The 18214-nt window shown below is 72.8% G+C and carries 16 protein-coding genes; all 16 read right to left on the reverse strand.

Annotated features, from left to right (window positions below; genetic code table 11):
- Positions 1 to 13 precede the first annotated feature (13 nt).
- On the reverse strand, positions 14 to 1036 hold the full coding sequence (locus OFY01_RS19115; RefSeq protein ID WP_266601539.1) for a 3-oxoacyl-ACP synthase III family protein: 1023 nt from the start codon (positions 1034 to 1036) through the stop codon (positions 14 to 16).
- Positions 1037 to 1166: 130 nt separating this feature from the next.
- Positions 1167 to 1808, reverse strand: coding sequence for a flavodoxin family protein (locus OFY01_RS19120; protein WP_266601505.1), 642 nt, complete (start codon positions 1806 to 1808; stop codon positions 1167 to 1169).
- Between the two features lie 27 nt (positions 1809 to 1835).
- Positions 1836 to 3071, reverse strand: coding sequence for an ATP-grasp domain-containing protein (locus OFY01_RS19125; RefSeq protein WP_266601507.1), 1236 nt, complete (start codon positions 3069 to 3071; stop codon positions 1836 to 1838).
- Position 3072: 1 nt separating this feature from the next.
- Positions 3073 to 4398 (reverse strand): MFS transporter, encoded by a 1326-nt coding sequence (locus tag OFY01_RS19130; protein ID WP_266601509.1) that lies wholly within the window; start codon positions 4396 to 4398, stop codon positions 3073 to 3075.
- Positions 4399 to 4411: 13 nt separating this feature from the next.
- Positions 4412 to 5737, reverse strand: coding sequence for a hypothetical protein (locus tag OFY01_RS19135; RefSeq protein ID WP_266601511.1), 1326 nt, complete (start codon positions 5735 to 5737; stop codon positions 4412 to 4414).
- A 41-nt stretch (positions 5738 to 5778) separates the two neighbouring features.
- Positions 5779 to 7410, reverse strand: coding sequence for an ABC transporter substrate-binding protein (locus OFY01_RS19140; RefSeq protein WP_266601513.1), 1632 nt, complete (start codon positions 7408 to 7410; stop codon positions 5779 to 5781).
- 58 nt (positions 7411 to 7468) lie between these two features.
- Positions 7469 to 8416: a transketolase family protein gene (locus tag OFY01_RS19145; protein ID WP_266601515.1), complete on the reverse strand. Its 948-nt coding sequence runs from the start codon at positions 8414 to 8416 to the stop codon at positions 7469 to 7471.
- The gene (locus tag OFY01_RS19150) at positions 8413 to 9222 is read right to left on the reverse strand and encodes a 1-deoxy-D-xylulose-5-phosphate synthase N-terminal domain-containing protein (RefSeq protein ID WP_266601517.1); all 810 of its coding nucleotides are present in this window, start codon (positions 9220 to 9222) and stop codon (positions 8413 to 8415) included. The genes OFY01_RS19145 and OFY01_RS19150 overlap by 4 nt, the downstream gene beginning before the upstream one ends.
- Entirely contained in the window at positions 9219 to 11102 is a 1884-nt protein-coding gene (locus OFY01_RS19155; RefSeq protein ID WP_266601519.1) for a M20/M25/M40 family metallo-hydrolase, read from the reverse strand. Before OFY01_RS19155 ends, OFY01_RS19150 begins: the two co-directional genes overlap by 4 nt.
- Positions 11099 to 12163, reverse strand: coding sequence for an N-acetyl-gamma-glutamyl-phosphate reductase (gene argC / locus OFY01_RS19160; RefSeq protein ID WP_266601521.1), 1065 nt, complete (start codon positions 12161 to 12163; stop codon positions 11099 to 11101). Before argC ends, OFY01_RS19155 begins: the two co-directional genes overlap by 4 nt.
- Positions 12156 to 13475, reverse strand: a complete 1320-nt coding sequence (locus OFY01_RS19165; RefSeq protein WP_266601523.1) for a DegT/DnrJ/EryC1/StrS family aminotransferase — start codon at positions 13473 to 13475, stop codon at positions 12156 to 12158. The genes argC and OFY01_RS19165 overlap by 8 nt, the downstream gene beginning before the upstream one ends.
- The gene (locus tag OFY01_RS19170) at positions 13472 to 14113 is read right to left on the reverse strand and encodes a degT/DnrJ/EryC1/StrS aminotransferase (protein ID WP_266601525.1); all 642 of its coding nucleotides are present in this window, start codon (positions 14111 to 14113) and stop codon (positions 13472 to 13474) included. Before OFY01_RS19170 ends, OFY01_RS19165 begins: the two co-directional genes overlap by 4 nt.
- A 74-nt stretch (positions 14114 to 14187) precedes the next feature.
- Entirely contained in the window at positions 14188 to 15057 is an 870-nt protein-coding gene (locus tag OFY01_RS19175; protein WP_266601527.1) for a RimK family alpha-L-glutamate ligase, read from the reverse strand.
- The gene (locus OFY01_RS19180; RefSeq protein WP_266601529.1) at positions 15054 to 15242 is read right to left on the reverse strand and encodes a lysine biosynthesis protein LysW; all 189 of its coding nucleotides are present in this window, start codon (positions 15240 to 15242) and stop codon (positions 15054 to 15056) included. The genes OFY01_RS19175 and OFY01_RS19180 overlap by 4 nt, the downstream gene beginning before the upstream one ends.
- 85 nt (positions 15243 to 15327) lie before the next feature.
- The gene (locus OFY01_RS19185) at positions 15328 to 16641 is read right to left on the reverse strand and encodes an ATP-grasp domain-containing protein (protein WP_266601531.1); all 1314 of its coding nucleotides are present in this window, start codon (positions 16639 to 16641) and stop codon (positions 15328 to 15330) included.
- Positions 16642 to 16725: 84 nt separating this feature from the next.
- A complete protein-coding gene (locus tag OFY01_RS19190) occupies positions 16726 to 17922 on the reverse strand; it encodes a GNAT family N-acetyltransferase (protein WP_266601533.1) in 1197 nt (398 codons plus the stop codon).
- Between the last annotated feature and the right edge of the window lie 292 nt (positions 17923 to 18214).

The raw sequence follows: 18214 nt of genomic DNA on the forward strand, positions 1-18214 counted from the left end.
TTTTCTCCTGAGGTCAGAGGGTGAGGAGCGCAAGCCCCATCGCCATGCCGCCGCCGAACCCGGCCATGAGTACGCGGTCGCCGGGGCGGGCCTCGCCCCGGCGGGCGGCCGCGTCGAGGGTGACCGGGATGGAGGCGGAGCCGGTGTTGCCGTACGTCTCGACGGTGGTGCGCATGCGGTCGGCGGGGACGCCGACCCGTGCGGCGAGGTCCTGGAGCATGCGGCCGTTGGCCTGGTGCGGGACGAAATGGTCGATGTCGGCCGGGTCGACGGCGTGATCGCGCAGGAACGCGCGGATGGCCGGGGCCACCCGGCCCGCGACGAACTCGCGCACGGCGCGGCCGTTCATGGTGAAGTAGTGCTGCCCGTCGCGCAGGGTGTCGGCGGAGGCGGGCAGCCGGCTGCCGCCCGCGGGCACCTGGATCAGGTCGCGGTCGGCGCCGAATCCGGCCAGGCGGGCGCTGAGCGGGCGTGCCGCGGCGGAGGGCCCGAGGACGACCGCGCCCGCCCCGTCGCCGAACAGGATCGCGGTGCGCCGGTCGTGCGGGTCGAGGATGCGGGAATAGATGTCGGCGCCTACGACCAGGGCGTACCCGCCGGCGTCGCGCAGCATGCGCTCGGCGGTGGTCAGGGCGAAGACGAAGCCGCTGCACACCGCGTTCACGTCGAAGGCAGCGGCGCCAAGGCCCGCGCCGACACCGTCGGCGACCGCACTGGCCGTGGGCGGCTGCGGGGAGTCCGGGGTGGAGGTGGCCACGACGACCAGGGACAGTTCGGAGCCCCGGACACCGGCGTCCTCCAGAGCGGCGCGGCCCGCCGCGGCCGCCAGGTCGGAGGTGGCCTCGTCGGGCTTGGCCCAGCGGCGGGCGCGGATGCCGGTACGGCTGTGGATCCACGCGTCGTCGACGCCCGCCGGGGCGCCGACCTCGTCGTTGGTGATGATCCGAGAGGGCAGGCAGGATCCCGTGCCCAGGATGCCGACCGGGAGGGTGGCCTGTCGGGTGCCCCGCTGGGCGGGGTGCGTTCCGGTGGTGATCACTGAAAGTCCCTTTCGGCGACGCGAGTCCACAATGTCTTTCCGTGCCGCGCGGGAATCGTCGCGCGCGGTGTCCGGGCGGGGCCACGCCCGTCTCCCGGCCCTGTCAGATGGCTCGGAATGTGTCAGGTCACGCGGTGCCAGTGCGCACCCCGCGGGCCACGATCGCGGCCGCCCGCACGACCTTGCGGGCCTGGAACTCGACCGCTGCGATGTTGTCCTCGTGGACGTTGCCCGGACGGTTGCGGGTGACGTTCGAGGTGCCGTACGGATTGCCGTTCTCCTCGCGGAAGAGGACCGGGTCGGTGGAGCCGTTGGCGACGACGAACGAGCCCCAGTGGCAGACGGCGTTGTACAGCGACAGCAGGGCTGTCTCCTGGCCGCCGTGCGGCGCCGATCCCGAGGTGAAGGCCGACACCACCTTGTCGGCGAGCAGACCGGGGATGGACACGGGCGCGGTGGCGTCCACGAAGACGGAGACCGGCGCCGCGGGCAGCCCGAAGCGGACCGGCGTGCCCAGCAGGATGCCGTCGGCCCACACCAGGTCGTCGTTGGTCGCGACGGGAATGTCCTGGACGGCCTCGCGCCGGGCCGCGACGGCGTCCTCGGTGCCCGGCACGACGGTGTCGGCGGTCAGGTCGGGGATCCGCCGCAGCCGTACCTCGGCGCCGGTCTTGGCGGCGGCCTCGGCGGCGGCCTCGGCCAGACGCAGGACGTTGCCGGTGGAGGAGTAGAACGCGATGGTGATCCTGGGGGCGGTCATGGATGTCATGGGAGAAGAGCTCCTCGTCAGCGGGGTTCAGTCGGTGACCGGGCGCAGCAGCCCGACCGCCTTGTCGGCCAGCGCCACGGCCGCGCCCGCGTCGGCGGCCGTCACCCGGACGTGGGCGAGGCGGGCGTACGAACTGTGCAGGCCGGTCAGTTCGGTGCCGTCGGGCAGCAACTGGCGCACGTCGCGCACCCCTTCGAGCGCGGCCGCCTCCGCCAGGCCCTCGATGCGCACCAGACGTCCGCGCAGGTCGGGAGCGAGATAGCGGATGGCCGCCGCGCCCGCGTAGACCGGTGCGCCGCGGCGTACGGACAGGCCCGGATCGTCCGCGACGGACAGGCCGGCGGCCTGCCGGGCCCACAGGTCGTAGATGTCCACGCCGCTGACGTCCCGTACCAGGTGGAGGATCTCGTCGCCGCCGATCCGCAGGTGCGTCTCGACGGTCACCGGCCCCCGGGGGCCCACGATCACCTCGGTGTGGGTCGGGCCCGACTCCACGCCCAGGGCGTCCAGGACGGTACGCACGTGTGCGACGACGGCACGCTCGGTGTCCGGGTCCAGGCGGGCGGGCATCACATGGCCGGTCTCCACCTTCGTCGCCGCGTCCTTGAACTTCTCCGTCACCGCGAGAACGTGGTGCGCCCCCTCGGCAGTGACCGCCTCCACGCTGTACTCGGGCCCCGGCACGAACGCCTCCGCCAGCGGCGGCGACGGGTCGAGCCGGGGCACCCGGGCGCCGGTGGTGGCGGTCAGCGCGGCGGGCAGTTCGCCGGGGGTCGCGGCGACGGCGACGCCCACGCTGGCCCGTCCCGAGGTCGGCTTGAGCACCACCGGGCCGCCCACCGCCTCCTGGAAGGCGGTGAGTTCGGCGAGGTCGGCACTCTGCAGATGCAGCACGTCCTCGACGCCCGCGGCCCGCAGCCGACGCCGCATCCGCAGCTTGTCCTGGGTCAGGCGCACCGTGCGCAGCCGGTGGCAGGGCACGCGCAGCCGCTCGGCGACGGCCGCGGCGCGGTCCTGGTCGATCTCGGAGAACGCGGCCACCCGGTCCACCGGCCACTCCTGGTGCAGCCGCCGCGCCGCGGCCAGCCAGCCCTCGGTGGGGGTGTCGTCGGCGAGCACGATGACCGCCCGGTTGTCGGCGAGCCCGCCGACCAGCGGGAGGGCCGAGGCCCGGCAGATCACCGATGTGCGGATGTCCGGGCCGAGGTCGCGCAGCATGACGTGCAGGTTCGAACCGCCGCTGACGATGAGGATGTTGGGCATGTCAGGACGCCTTTCCCGCCGCCGCTGCCTCGGGCTCGGGCTCGAACTCGGCCCCGGCGGCCGCAGCCTGCGTGACCGACGCCGCCTCCCGCGCTCTGATCTCCGCGCGCCCCACGGTCGCCGTCACCGCCATGCCCGCGACCGCCGCCACCGCCGCGAACACCGGCCAGCCCAGACTGTGCGGCAGGATCAGCGCGGTGATCACCCAGGGGGCGACGATGCCCTGGAGGGCGGTGCCCAGCTGGAACGTGGACAGGTACTGGGTGAGTCGGTCGGGGCGCGCCAGCTCGTACGAGATGGCCCACGCTCCGGCCGACTGCCACAGCTCGGCGGCGCTGAGCAGCGCCACGGCGAGCACCGCGAACACCACGCCCGCCCAGACCGCCCGGCTCGCCCCCATCGCCCAGCAGGCCAGCGCGAAGGCGCCGAGCGAGAACCCGGCCCACGTCATCGAGGCGACCGCACCGCGCAGCGTGTCGGACGGCTTGGCGAAGCGAGCCTGGAGCAGCACCGCCATGACGGTGTTGAGCACGTACAGCGGCCCGTACACGGCGAGCGGGACGTCGGTGTGCTGCGAGATCCACAGCGGCAGCGCCAGCGGCAGCAGCGTCATGTGCATGGACAGCAGGCCGTTCAGGCCGGCCGTGGCCAGGTAACGCAGGTCGGCGACGAGGGTGGGCCTGCGGTTCCTGGCGGGCGCGGCGACGGTGGCCAGGCGGGTCACACCGGCCCGCTGGAGCATGACGGCGGAGACGAGGAAGAACACCGCGTTGCCCGCGATCAGCACCAGGAAGGCGCTGTGGCTGCCCTGCTGGATGGCGCCGGTGGCCACCAGCGCGCCCAGACCGAAGCCGACGTTGCGTACCGCCCGCACCTTGGCGAGGGTGTCGCCGCGCTCCTCCTCGCCGACGGCGTTGCCCACGACGGCCTGGCTGACCGGCGGCACGGACGCGTCGGCGAGGCCGATGCAGCAGGCGACGACGGCGAAGGTGGTGAAGTTTCCGACGAAGCAGTAGGCGAGGTTGCCCAGGCCGCGCCACACCTGGATGGCGACGTAGACGCGTCCGGCACGGATGCGGTCGGCGAGCATGCCGACCGGCACGGTGCCGAGGAATCCGACGAGCCCGGCGAGGGAGAGGCCGAGGCCCACCTGGCCGTCGCTCAGTCCGACGACCTTGGTGAAGTACAGCGCCGAACCGGCGTAGAACATGCCGGTGCCGAGCGCGTTGACCAGTGCGGTGACGGCGAGCTTGCGGCCGATGGAGCTGCGCGGCACCAGGGTGCTGTCCAGCAGCCTGGACAGTGCGCCGCCCGAGGGTGTTGCCATGGTCGGCCCCCTGTCAGTAGTGGAGAACGCCCGCGGTGCGGGTGTTCTTGTAGGCGGTGACGCCGATGACCGGGCTCTCGAAGGCCGGTACGGCTCGGGCGTAGGCACCGGCGTAGCCGCCGGGCGTGTAGAACAGGCCCCACGCGGCCTGCCAGTCCTCGACCTCGCCCGTCCGCGGGTTCACGACGGGCTCGCTGCGCGGTACGACGCGCCGCTGGACGATCGCGCCGTCCGCGACCGCGGCCGTGACGGCCCTGTTCCACTCCTCCTGCGGGGTGGTCCAGCCGGCGATGACGCCGACCCCGCCGTAGAAGGCGTTCGGCTTGAGGATCAGTTCCTCGCGGTGGGTGCGGCAGTAGGCCAGCAGCTCGGCGTCGGCGTCCTTGAGGGACCGCGTCCACGGCAGGACCCGGTCGATCAGTTCGCGTTCGGCGGCGGTGAAGCTGTCATGGTGGCGGGGGTCGGAGAGCAGGGCCAGGCACGCCTTGTTGGCGAAGAGGTTGCTCTCCATCGGGGTGAACAGCACGACACGTCCGTCCTCATGGGCGCGGAAGACCGGCTCGACGAGGTCGGCGCCGTGCGGGTCGCCCATGATCTCCTCGACGGTGAAGCAGCGCAGGATCACGTCCACCGGCCGCCCGGACAGGTGCGGCTTGCCGCCGGGGAAGGTGAGGTCACCGATCTCGGCGACATGGAAGTCGAGGCCGAAGCCGCGCATGACGTCACGGAAGGTGTTCCAGTGGCTCGCGTAGTTCGCGAGCCCCCCCGGCCCCTCCAGGAGCGCGACGACGGGCTCACGCCCGCCGGCGACGGCGGCGCCCGCCCCGGCCAGCGCGCCCGCCACGGCCCGCCCGGTGTGGGTGTAGCCGAGACCGTGCCGCTCGGCGAACTCGGCGAACGGAGCTGCCTCCAGCAGGGCGCGCGGGATGGCCCCGGCCCGGTCGGCGCCGCCGACCTCGCTGGCGATGCCGGTCTCCAGCAGCTTGAAGGAGGTGCCGTCGTGGTACATGTCGGCGCGGCCGTACCGGGGCGGCGTCGTGCCGCCGAGGCGGGTGATCAGCTTCTTGCGGCCCTCGTCGATGGAGAGCGCGGCGCAGTAGGCGTCGAGGTCGCCGCCGAAGAGCCGCTCGGGCAGGGAGGTGATGACGTCGAACAGGGCGAGGACGTCGTCGGCGAACGCCTCGATCTCGCGCCGCTCCACGAACAGCGGACGGGAGAGATACGACCCGGTCCAGTTGGCGAGCTGGGGGTCCCGCTCGACCTCCGTCATGATCGTGGGCAGCGGGCTGCCGTCGAGGAGGCTCTCCTTGTTGTAGAGCTCGGTGACGCGGTCCACCATCGCGGACCACCTTCCTTTCGCAGTCGTACGGATGTGGACCGTCAGGCGGTGACGTACATGCGGGTGAGGTTGGGCACGAAGTACTGGGCGCTCAGGAACAGACCGCCCACGCCGGGGCCGTAGAGGGTGAACTGCCGCTTGTAGTAGACGGGGACGACCGGCGCGTGCTCGGCCATCAGGCGGCGGTCCAGGTCGGCGTAGCGCCGCGCGGCGGCCGTGCGGTCCGGTTCCTGCGCCAGGGCGGCGATCTCTGCGGTGATCTCCGGGTCGTCGAAGTACGACAGGTTCATGTTGCCGCTGCGGGTGAGCCGGTCTCCGCGGAAGAGGACGTCGAAGACGCCGGAGGCGTCCGGGAAGTCGGGCCCCCACACTCCGTAGATCAGGTCGCAGTCGTTGTCGGCCTCACCCATGAGGCTGTAGAAGGACGCCTTGTCGACCGGCCGCAGTTCGATCTCGAAGCCCGCCGCCTCCAGCGCCGCCTTGACGGCGGGCGCCACCGGGGCGTTGGGCACGGTGTCGGGGTAGGCGAAGACCAGCGGGCGCAGCTCCTTGCCGGCCAGCAGCTCCTTGGCCTTCAGCGGATCGCCGTGCTCACCCGAGGGGTAGACGTCCTCGGCGCGGTGGCCGGGGACCATCGGGGCGAGGATGGTCCCGGCCCGCTCGGCGCCCGCGCTGCCACCGGCGAGACGGACACAGGTGCCCTTGTCGAAGGCGTAGTTGAGGGCGCGGCGCACGTCGACGTCGGTGACACGGCGCGTGTTGACGTACACGTACTGGAGGTAGGCGGAGGGTCCGGAGACGACACGGGCCAGCAGCCCCGGATCGGCCTCGACCTCGGCGACACGCTCCTCGGACACGTCGAAGGTGGCCACCGCGCACCGGTCCCGGCCGACGGGTACGAGCAGCCGCTCGGTCTGCCGGTCGCGCGCCACACCGAACTCCCACAGCACCTCGTCCGGGTACTGGTGGCGGATCGGGTCGGTCGCCGGGTCCCAGTGCGGGTTGCGCTCCAGCAGGATGTGGCGGCCGGGCCGGGACTCACGCACCCGGTACGGGCCGGTCGACAGCCAGGACGTCTCGTAGTCGGCGCCGGTGTCGCGGTCGCGCGGGACCGGGGTGGTCGTGGTCGTGGTGGCGAAGAACGGGAAACCCGGTGTCGCCTCGGACAGTTCGAAGACGAGGGTGCGGTCGTCGGGGGTGCTCACGCCGGGTGCGTACGGCCCGTCCTGCTCGGGGCCCCGGTAGCCGCGCTCCGGGTCGAGGGCCTGCTGGACGAACTGCGGGCCGTAGACGCCGTTCGGCCCGAAGGAGCGGGCGATCGCGTGCGCCACGTCGTGGGACGTGATCGGGGTGCCGTCCTCGAACCGGAGGCCCTCGCGCAGCGTGTACGTCCAGGTGCGGCCACCGTCGGTGGAGCGCCCGGTGTCCGTGGCGAGGTCGCCCACGAGCCGCCGGGGTCCGCCGTCGTGGCTCTCGATGTAGCCGGTGAGTGTGCGGTGGAACAGGCCGGTGGCGACACCGAGGGTCGTACCGATGTACATCTGCGCCGGGTCGACGTGCTCGGGCGGCGCGTCGGCGAGGAGCACGACACGGCCGCCGCGGCGGGCCGCCGGCACCTCGGGCGCCGGCGTGGGCGCGAGGCCCTGGTGGTCGATCTCGAAGGGGTGGGTCATCAGGGGGCTCCAACGGTCGCAGGGGGCGGAGGGGTCGAGTGGAATCCGGGGGTCGTGCTCAGCCGACGGGCAGGGCGAACGGTGTGTGCGCGTGGGTCCTTGTCGCCACGTCGGCCTCGCGCAGCACCGCAGGGAGGTCCAGGCCCAGCTGGGACATGACTTGGTGGTGGTCGCCGCCCTCGGACGGCCAGCGGTGCCCCGCGTTGACGCCGCGCACCTCGCAGTGCGGCAGCAGCAGAGCGAGCGCCTCCGCCGCCCCGCCCTCGGCCCGGTGCTCCTCGACGACCACGAAGCTGCCGTACCGGTCGGCGAGCTCCATCGCCGCCAACTGGAGCCTGTGGTGGTCCAGATAGGTCAGGTGGGCGTGAGCCAGACCGGGCCGGGCGGCCGTCGCCTCCAGGGCGAGCCGGGTGCCCTCCTCACCGACCGAGACCAGACAGACACCGTCCGTCCCGTCCGGCGCGGCCCAGGTGACGAGCGGCAGCTCGGCACCCGCGCGCGGCAGGCTGTCGTAGGCGGCGTTGCGGCCGGTGCGGATGTAGTGCGGCCGTCCGGAGGCGGCGGCCGCCCGCACCACGTCCCGCATGTCCCGCTCCCCGTAGGGCGCGGCCACGGCGACTCCGGGGATCGCCCGCAGCAGCGCCAGGTCCTCCAGACAGTGGTGGGTCGTGCCGAACCAGGCACCGGCGACCCCGGCGTACGGCGCCACCACCGTCACCCCGGCCGCCAGGTGGCCGAGCGTGAGCTTCAGGCTCTCCGCGGCACGCAGCGCGGCGAACGGCGCGAAGGTGGAGACGAACGGCTTGAGGCCGGCGCAGGCCAGCCCGGCCGCCATGTCGAGCATCGCGCCCTCGGCGATGCCCACGTTGAAGAACCGGTCGGGAAAAGCCTGTTGGAAGGGGTGCTTCTTGCCGCCGAGGTCGGCCTCCAGACACACGATCCGGGGGTCGTCGGCAGCGAGCGCGGTGAGTTCGGCGCGGTAGGCGTCGCGCCCCGACAGGGTCATACGATCATCCGTTTCCATGTGGCGGCGCGCTCGGCGTCGATGGTCACGTAGTGGGAGCCGGCCCTGCCCTGGACGGGCGGCACGCCCTTGCCCTTGACGGTGTCGGCGATCACGGCCAGCGGCCGGTCCGCACCGGAGCGGTCCTCGTCGAACAGGGCGCGCAGGGCGGGCAGGTTGTGCCCGTCGACGGTGGCGATGTTGAAGCCGAAGGCGACGAACCGCTCCGCGAGCGACGGCATCGGGGAGATGTCGGCGACCATGCCGTCGTTCTGGCCGCCGTTGCGGTCCACGACGAGCACGAAGTTGCCGAGCTTCTGGGCGGCGGCGACCTGGCAGGTCTCCCAGACCAGGCCCTCCTGGAGCTCCCCGTCACCGGCCACGGCGATGCCCAGCCCGGCCTGCCCGGCAAGCTTGCGGGCCAGGGCCCAGCCGGCCGCGTAGGGCACACCGTGGCCGAGGCTGCCGGTCGGGAACCGCACCCCGGCCACCTTGGCGCTGGGATGGCCGGTGTAGTGGTGGCCCGCCATGCCGTAGTGCTCGGCCGGGTTCTCGGCGAGGACGCCGCTGACGTGCAGCGCCGCGTACAGCCCGGCCGCCGCGTGGCCCTTGCTGAGCACCACCTCGGTGCCGTCTTGGCGCTCGGCGCGGTGCAGGGCGGCGATGAGGATGTCGAGGACGGACAGACTGCCGCCCAGGTGGCAGCCGCGCGGGCTCGCGGCCATGTCGACGACGAGCCTGCGGGCCGCTGCCGCACGCTCGGCGAGCAGGGCGTCCGTGTCCTGCGCGACGTCGGGTGCGATCGTCATGCGCGGTCTCCTTCCGAAGCCACCGGCGCGCCCGCGCGCACCGTCGGCAGCGCGAACCACCGGCTCACCGCGTCGGCCAGTACCCGGCGGGCGGTGCGCACGTCACGCGCGTCGATCCGCTCCACGTCGGTGTGGTCGAGCGCCGAGTCACCCGGCCCGTACGCCACCATCGGCACATCCCGCCAGGTGGTGGCCAGCGTGTTCATGTCCGACGTGCCCTTCTTCACCACGTGCCGGGGCCTGATCCCGGCCCGCGCGAAGGCCCGCCCGAACACCTTGGCCAGCGGCCCGGTGCGGCTGCCCGCATGGCCCGGCGTGGCCCGCAGCACCTCGATCTCCACCCCGTCACCGGCCTGGTCGAGCGCGAGTTTGCGCAGCAGCTCCAGATCGGCGCCCGGCGGCACCCGGAAGTTGAGGACGCCGACCGCCCGGTGGTGCTCACGGCCCGTGCTGGAGTTGATGTCGATGACGGCGCTGAGCGCGTCCGACGCCTCCTGGCGCACCACGTCCCGAATGTCCTCCAGAGCCCGCATCAGGGCGTCGGGGGCGCTGACCGCGTCCATCCCCGCGGAGTGCCCGCTTCCCACGCGCACGGTCACCCGCAGCTTGAACAGCCCGAAGTAGCCGAGGGTCAAGGTGCCCGCCCCGCTGGGCTCACCGATGACGACGGCGTCGGCCGGATAGTGGTCACGCACGTGGAAGGCGCCCCTGGACGAGGAGATCTCCTCCTCGACCGCGCCGACCACACGCAGCTGCCCGTCCTCCGGGACGTCGGCGTCGGCCAGCACCTGCAGGAAGTTGACCAGGCAGCCCTTGGCGTCGACGCTGCCGCGGCCCCACAGCTGTTCGCCCTCCCACCGGACGGGCCAGCGGTGCGGCACGGTGTCGAGGTGGCCGAGGAGCAGCAGCCTGCGCCCGGTCCCGGTACCGCGGGTGGCGACCAGGTTTCCGACCTCGTCGGTCGTCGCCTCGATGCCTCGCTCGGCGCACCACTCCCGCAGCAGCGCCGTCAGCTCCCTCTCGTCGCCGGAGACCGAGGGCACGCCCACCGACCGGCTGAGCAGGGTGAGATCCGCGTCGGGCTCCTTGGCGCGCCAGAACCGGGTCCAGCCGGCCGGCTCGGTCAGGGTGTGCGGACCGGTGATCGCCACGTCGGCGGAGCCCTCCAGGGCGAGTTCGGCGGCGCGCACCTTCTGCCGCATCCGGCCGCCCGCGTACCCGCCCGCCTCGCCCGGGTGGGCGTGGCGCAGCGTGGACGCCGGGTCGGACGGGTCGGTGAGCAGGCCGGGGGTGCCGGTGACCAGGCGCAGGTGGTCTGCGTCCAGGGCGTTCGCCAGGGCGGCGGCCAGCATGTCGGCGTCCACGTTCAACGGGCTGCCGCCGTCCTGGTCGGCCACCGGCGGGCTCAGCACGACGACGTCGTACGCGTCGAGGAGCACCGCGAGCCGGGCGGCGTCGACACCGCGGACCGTGCCCGCGCGGTGGTCGCGGACCACCCGGCTGCGTCCCTCGGGGGTGACCGTCTTCAGGGGCCGGTTGGCGCGGCCCCGCACCAGGTCGCCGCGCGCCGCCACGGAAGTGAAGACCGTCAGACCCGCCGCGCGCAGCCCCTCCTCGGCGGCGGGCAGTGTGACCCGCTCGTAGGCGTCGACGATGTGGGCCATCTCCTCCGGCGGGCAGTGGCGCACCAGGTCCCCGCCGGGCAGCCGCAGCATCGGCACGAGCCGGCCGATCGCCTCGTAGTGACGGGCGATGCCGGTCGCGCCGCCCGCCACGAGCAGCACCCGGGCGCCACCCGCGACCAGGTCGGCGATCTCTGCGAAGACCGTGCCCCGGTCGAGGGTGGCGCTGCCCGCCTTGACCACGTACAGGGGTTTCACGGCGCCACCGCCGTCCTGGGCAGGCCGGTGCCCTCGCCGAGTCCGCACAGCAGGTTCATCGCCTGGATGGCCTGTCCGGCCGCACCCTTGACCAGGTTGTCGATGGCGGCGACGGCGACGCACTCGTCGCCGCGTACGGAGACGGCGACCTCGGCGATGTTGGAGCCGACGACCGCCTTCAGCATCGGGAAGTCGTGCGGCGCCCGCGGCGCCGGGCGGACCCGCACGAACGGCTTGCCGACATACGCCTTGGCGTAGGCACGCTTGACGTCGATCGGCTCCACGCCCGGCCGCAGCTGGCTGTAGGAGGTGACCAGGATGCCGCGCGGCACGTCCAGGCTGTGCGCGGAGAACTGCAGGTCGAGACCGACTCCGGTGAACTCGGCCAGTGCCTGCGCCAGTTCGGGGGCATGCCGGTGGCCGTGCAGTTTGTGGACGCGGAAGTTGCCCGCGCGCTCGGCCGGCGGCTCGCCGCCGCTGCGCCCGCCGCCGGTGGAGCCGGTCTTGGCGTCGACGATCACGCGGGGCTCCACCAGGTCCCCGGCGAGCAGCGGGTAGAGGGCATAGAGAGAGGCGACGGCCATGCAGCCGGGCAGGCTCACGAACCGTCCGTCGGGGACGACGGGCGAGAGTTCCGGCACGTAGTAGGCGAACTGTTCCGACGGCGGGTGGGCGGCCGTTCGCGGGTAGTGCTCCTCGACGGCTCCCGCGTCACGCAGCCGGAAGTCACCGGCGAGGTTCAACACCCGCTTGGCGCGCTCGGCGAGCAGCGGCAGCCGCTCGGGCAGCGCCCCGGTGGGCAGGCAGCTGAACGCCACGTCCACGTCCGGCAGTTCGGACAGCGGCTGGAACTTCCGCTTCTGCATGCGGGGGCAGTTGCGCAGCCACGGGTGCACCGAGCCCACGGTCTGCCCCGCGTTGCGCTCGGCCGAGAGAAAGACGATCTCGGCGTTCGGGTGGTCCTGGAGGAGGCGGATGACCTCGCCGCCGGTGTAGCCGCTGGCTCCGACCACGGCGACCCGGACCAGGGGCTCGACCGCCTCGCGTATGTGCTCAGCCAAGGCGGGCCGCCTTCTCGTAGGGGCGGCGGTAGTCGCCGTCCGCGACCAGCTTGCGGATGGCGTCCGGGCGGGCGGCCACCTTGCGGAAGGCGTCGGCGTAGCGCAGTGCCCGCTCGTACTCGACGGGGGCCCGCAGCTCGCGGCAGAGCACCAGGGTGGACTCCAGCATGCCGACGGTGACCGGGAAGTCTCCCGGCCGGTGGTCGCGGACGGCGGACGGGTTGAGCGTGAACGGGTGGCCGCCACCGAAGCCGTCGCGGTGCCGGAAGGGCAGATGGCAGGGGATGGGGGTGTTCTGCCACTCACGGGCCGGGACGCCCTCGGCGACCAGCAGCTCGTGCACGGCCTCCTTGACCGCCCAGACGGGCAGGTCCTCCAGCCCTACCCGCTCCGGGCGCAGCCCGATCCGGTACATGTTGTACGCGTGGACGTGCCCCTCGGGCACGTGGGGCGGCGCGAACAGGCCGGTCTCGTCCAGGGCCTTGCCGAGCAGTTCGGCGTTGCGGGCGCGGACCGCGTCGTAGTACGGCAGCCGGGCCAGCTGGCCTGAGCCGAACGCGGCGGCGACCCATGACATCTCGTAGTCGATGCCGTGCTCGCGGACGTAGTCGGCGGCCCTGCGGTGAGCCTCCTCGGTGCGGAAGAACGCGATGCCGCCCTCGCCGCCGAGCGGGAAGTTCTTGTCGGCCATCAGGCTCTGCCCGGCGGCGTCACCGAAGGAACCGGCCACCTGCCCGCCGATGCTCGCCGAGTGGGCGTGGGAGGCGTCCTCGACCAGGGCGATGCCGTGCCGGTCGGCGAGCGCGCGCAGCGCGGGCACGTCGGCGGGCAGCCCGTGGACGTGGACCGGCATGATCGCGCGGGTGCGTTCGGTGACCGCCGCGGCGGCGGCCGCCGGGTCCATGCAGTACGTACGCGGGTCGATGTCGACGAACACCGGGACCGCGTGCGCGGCGACGACGGCCTGCGCGGTGGCGATGAAGGTGAACGCGGGCACGATCACCTCGTCGCCGGGCCGCACGCCCGCGCCGACCAGGGCGAGGTGCAGACTGGAGGTGCCGCTGGCGGTCGGCAGCGCGAAGTTCGCGCCCACCGTGGCGCGATAGCTCTCCGCGAAGTCGGCGACGACCTTCTCGGGCGTCTGCCGCTGGGCGAGCATCAGCGTGAACACGTCCTCCTTGGTGATGACCGGGAAGACGGTCCTGCGCAGTTCCTTGGGGATGATCGAACCGCCGCCGAACGCGGCGAGTTCGCCGGACAGCTCCGCCGGATCGGGCAGCGGCAGCGGGCTCTTGGGAAAGTCGGTGATCACTGGGCAGCTCCGGTGGAGGTCAGAGGGCGAACCGCCTGGCTGAGAGCCATGCGGACGCAGGCCGCGACGAGCGGGCTGAGCCGGTAGTTGAACTGGACGCCGGGCACCAGGTCGGCGGCGTCCTCCTCCTGCGTCCACATGGTCCGCAGGTCGTGGGCGCCGAAGATCTTCAGCCGCTCGGCGCGGGAACGGATGGCCGGGTCGTCGGTGAGGACGGCGGCGGCCGGGCCGAAGCCCAGCGGCGTCAGGTCCACGACGAGCGCGGGCGCGGTGGAGCCGGCGGCCAGTTCGGGCAGCCGGTGCGCGGTGTGCGCGTCCAGCGCGATGTGGTCGAAGGCGCAGGCGGGCGCACCCGGGTCCTCCTCGACGGCCCGGACGCCCAGCCAGGCGAGGAACGCGGTGTCCTTCGCGTCGAGCCCCGGCCGGTGGACGGTGTCGCCGTGCCCGATGCCCTGCCCCGCGAGCGCGGAGTGCACGGCCGCGCTGCGGCTGTTGACCAGCACGGCGTGGGCACGGCCCGAACGTTTGGTCAACAACCTTTCCAGGCCAGGCAGTTCGCGGTCGTTCTTCTCGATGCTCATGACCACACCCGAGGTGAGGACCCGGGTGAGCACGGTCGCCGTGTCGAACAGTTCCATGGGGTCTTCCGGTTCTCCTTGAGAGGACGGCAGGGTCGGGATCGGACGGACGGTCGGGCGGGTGAGGCGCGGCCTCACCCGGCCCTCTCGCCGACCACCTCGGCGATGTGGGCGGCGAGCAGTCCGGCCACGTCCACTCCGTGCGTGGCGGCGGACCTGGCGAACTCGGGGTTGGCGTTGACCTCCAGCACCATCAGCTCTCCGGTGCCGCGGTCCTCGACCAGATCGACGCCGTAGAAGCCCTCGCCGAGGGCCTCGACGACCTGCGCGCACCGCTTCTCGATCTCGGGGGTGATCTCCACCCGCCGTACCTGGGCGCCCAGGTGTGTGTTGGTGCGCCAGTCGGGCGACACCCGCTGGATCGCCACCACCGGCGTACGCCCCACGACGACGACCCGCAGATCGTGGCCGGGCTTGTCGACGTACGCCTGGGCGAGGACGGGAAAGAGCTTCCCTGCCGCGTCGACGGACTCGCGCCCGCCGATCCACGCCTCCGTACCGGCCGGATCGGCCAGCAGGGTCACACCGCGCCCCCACGAGCCGCTGACCGGTTTGATCACCACGGGGTGGCCGAGACCGGCCACCGTGTCGCGGACCTGGTCGTAGCCGTAGGCGTGGAGAGTGACCGGGTGCGGAACGCCGTGCCGGGCGAACAGCAGGGCTTGGAGGCCCTTGTCGTTGCAGACTTCGATGGCGGAGGCCCGGTTCAGGGTGGGCACGCCCATGACCGCCAGGCGCTGGGCGGTGCCGTGCGCCTGACGGTGGGACAGGTTCCGGATCAGCGCGAGGGCCGGCGGGGCGGTGCGCCCCGCAAGCACCTCAGGCAGGTCCGTCTGCAGCACGGTCCGTACCCGCAGCCCTTGGGCGCGGACCGCGTTCAGCAGCAGTTTCTCGTCCGGCCGCAGCATGGTGACCGACAGCAGGACCTCCGGATCGGTCGTCACTCGCCCCAGTCCTCCTCGACCTCGGGGGCGAGGTCGACACGGACCAGGTCGCCGGACTTCTCGACGATCTCGTGCTCCTGGCCGCAGGCGCCGCACTCGGTGATCTCGCCCTTCTCCCAGTCGGCGTCGATCTCGAACGCGGTGTCGCAGACCAGGCAGAGGGGGGTCTCGACGGCAGTGGACATGATGTGCCTCTCTTGTCGGTTGGGTGGTGCGCATCGGTGGTACGGGGGAGCAGCGGTACGGGTGGTGAGCTCCGGTGAGGGCGGCTCAGACGGGGTCGACGTGCAGCGACACCCGCTCCACGGCGTGCTTCGCCGCGAGGTCCAGGTCCGCGTCGAGCCGCGCGTCGACCACCACCGACACCGAGCGGTGACCGGAGTGCAGTTGCTCTCCGAGCACGTCGCCGGGCAGCCGGCCCACCAGCACGCCCCGCGTGCCCGGCTCGGCGTCCGCGTCGACCGGTGCCATCAGCGGCCAGCGGTCGTCGCGGGACGGCCAGGACACCTCGGTGCCGTCGGCGGTGACGTCCCGCAGCACGCCGTGCGGGTGGTCGACGAACTGCTGGCGGGCGCGGCGCCGCGGCGCGGGGAAGCGGGCGGGGATGCCGAGCGCGAGGTCGAGCATCACCGGCTCGACGGGCTCACCGGTGGCCAGCTCCCACAGGAAGGTGATGGCGTCGCCCGGCAGCCGCGCGGCGATCTCCATGAGTACGACACCGTCGGAGGTCAGCCGGTACTCGCCGTGTGTCATGCCGTCACGCACGCCGACCCGGCGCAGGATCTGGGTGTTGGCGCGGATCAGCGCCGCCTCGTCGGCCTCGTCCAGCAGGGCGGGACTGGTGTGGGACAGCTCGGTGAAGTACGGGCCCTGCTCCTCGTTGGTCTCCTTGGCGGTGACCCCGGACCACAGCACCTCGCCGTCCTGCACGAACGCCTCGACGGAGAACTCCGGCCCTGTCACCCGGCTTTCCACGAGCGAGATCTCGTCGTCGCCGAACTCGGCGAGAGCGGCGGTCAGTTCGTCCTGGCCGGCGACCTCGGTGACGCCGGAGCTGTAGAACCGGCCGGCCGGCTTGACCACGGCGGGGAACGCCTCGTCCGGCAGCGTGAAGGAAGCCCTCTGAGCGACCGGCACGACCTGCCAGCGCGGCGAGAACTCCGGCACGGCGGTGCGCTGGAGCAGCTTGTTGCGGCAGATCACGGCCGCCGCCGAGCCGGAGCCCGGCAGACCGAGGCAGTCGGCGAGCACTCCCACCGGCTCGACGAAGACCTCGCCGACGGAGAGGACCGCTCGCACGTCGTACCGGCCGAGCAGCGGCTGCACGGCCGGCAGCACCGACGTGATCCGCGCGTCGTCGACCTGGACGACCTCCGCAAGGCCGTGCAGGCAGTGCGAGGCGTCAGAGCGCGCGGCGTCCAGCCGGGCCAGATCCGTGTCCGTCGACACGACGGCGAGCGGGACGAGACCGCGGGAGATCGTCTCCCGCACGAGTCGGCCCTGCCGGGCCAGGACGACGAGATCGCCCATGAGCAGGACGGCCTGTGGCCGGTCAGGGATGCTGGGTGAGGTGTCACTGGACACGGGTGGGAACCCTTTCCGAGTGGTTTCGGGCATGACGGGATCGGGGCGTGGCGCAAAAGGCCGGGGGCGGCGCGGTCGGCGGGGTCAGCAGAAGGGCGCGAACAGGTCGCGCTCCAACGCCTTGGAGACGGCCGGGGAGAGCGCGGCGAGCTCCTCGGTACGCGCCGCGTTGTACGCGCGCACCCGCTCCCCGTGCCCGGCGAGAACGCTGTCCTCGCTCAGGTCGAGCAGCCACAGCGGCCTCAGCCGCGCACCGCGCAGCGCCTTGGCGTCAGGGGACTCGATACCGGGGTGGATCCAGCGCAGCCCGGCGTCGGCCGCGATGCGCACCGAGGCGTAGTAGACGAGGTTGAAGTACTCGGCGGCACCGCGCAGCAGACGCTCGTAGTCGAATCCGACCGCTCGCACGTACAGCGTGTCGCCGTGGACGTAGAAGAGGCTGAAGCCGACCGGCTCCTCGCCGGGCCGCGCGCAGAACAGCACCTCGGCCTTCGGCCCCATCGCGGTGGCCTGGCGGCGGAACGACTCGGTGAGCACGTCGATGTCGTACGGGTGCCCGTACCGCTTCTGGGTGGCCGCGAGCAGCCCGGCCGCCGCGGTGAAGCTGTCGGCCAGCGGGACTCGGGTGATCTCGTAGCCCGCCGCGGCGAACGCCTTGACCTCCTGCTTGACCGAGTCGCGGCGGCCCTTCGACGGAAGCGTGCGAAGCCACGCCTCCCATCCGCCCTCGGGCACGCTCACCCAGGCGTCCGTGGTGAGCAGCACCGGCACGGCGTCGACGCCGCCGGCCGCGCGCAGTGCGAGGGCGTCCTCCGTGGACAGGAAACCGGCGACGCAGGGCGTGGGGCGGTTCGCTGCGGCTCCGGCCCCCGCGGTGCCCGACGGCAGCACGCTGCCGGGCAGCCGGGTGGCGAGCTCCCGTACGGCGTCCAGGAGTCCCGGTGCCGCCCGGTCGACGTCGACGCCGTGCCGGGTGAGCAGGCTGGTCCGGTAGCCACGTCGCTGGCCGACCATCAAGCCCACCGGGTCGGGGGAGGGCAGGCCGCGGGCGGTCAGCTGCGTGTGCCACTGGTAGAAGGAGTTGTTCTCCTCGACGACCGCGGTGACCGCGACCGCGCCGTCGCCCGTGCGAACGGTGCCGGTCGCCGTCCGACCGCCGATGTCGGTGGCGCAGAAGCGAAGCCAGTCGGCGCAGGAGTAGAGACGGTCCGCGGCGAGGGGCTCCCAGGCGTCTGGGGACATTCCGCCGAGGTGATCGTGGAATTCGGCAAGGCCGGTCATGCTCGCTTCTTTTCCTCCGGGCATGGAATTTCCTCGGGAGCGGTCAAGCAGCAGAGGGGCGCTTCCCCACCGTCCGCCGAAGTGCTCTTCGGTGTCCGGTGCGGCGAACTGCAGTGGATTCACGGCTTGTTCCTCCCTGTCTCATTCACTCTGTCGAATTCCGCCCGCGCCGACCACGTCCGCCGGCACAAGGTGTCAAGTCGGTGAGATGACGCAGGTAGGACTCGACGTTGCGCCGGGTCTCCGGCACGCTGTCGCCGCCGAACTTCTCCGCGACCGCGTCCGCCAGGAC

It is taken from the genome of Streptomyces beihaiensis (genome assembly GCF_026274175.1).
GTDB classification, from domain to species: Bacteria; Actinomycetota; Actinomycetes; order Streptomycetales; family Streptomycetaceae; genus Streptomyces; species Streptomyces beihaiensis.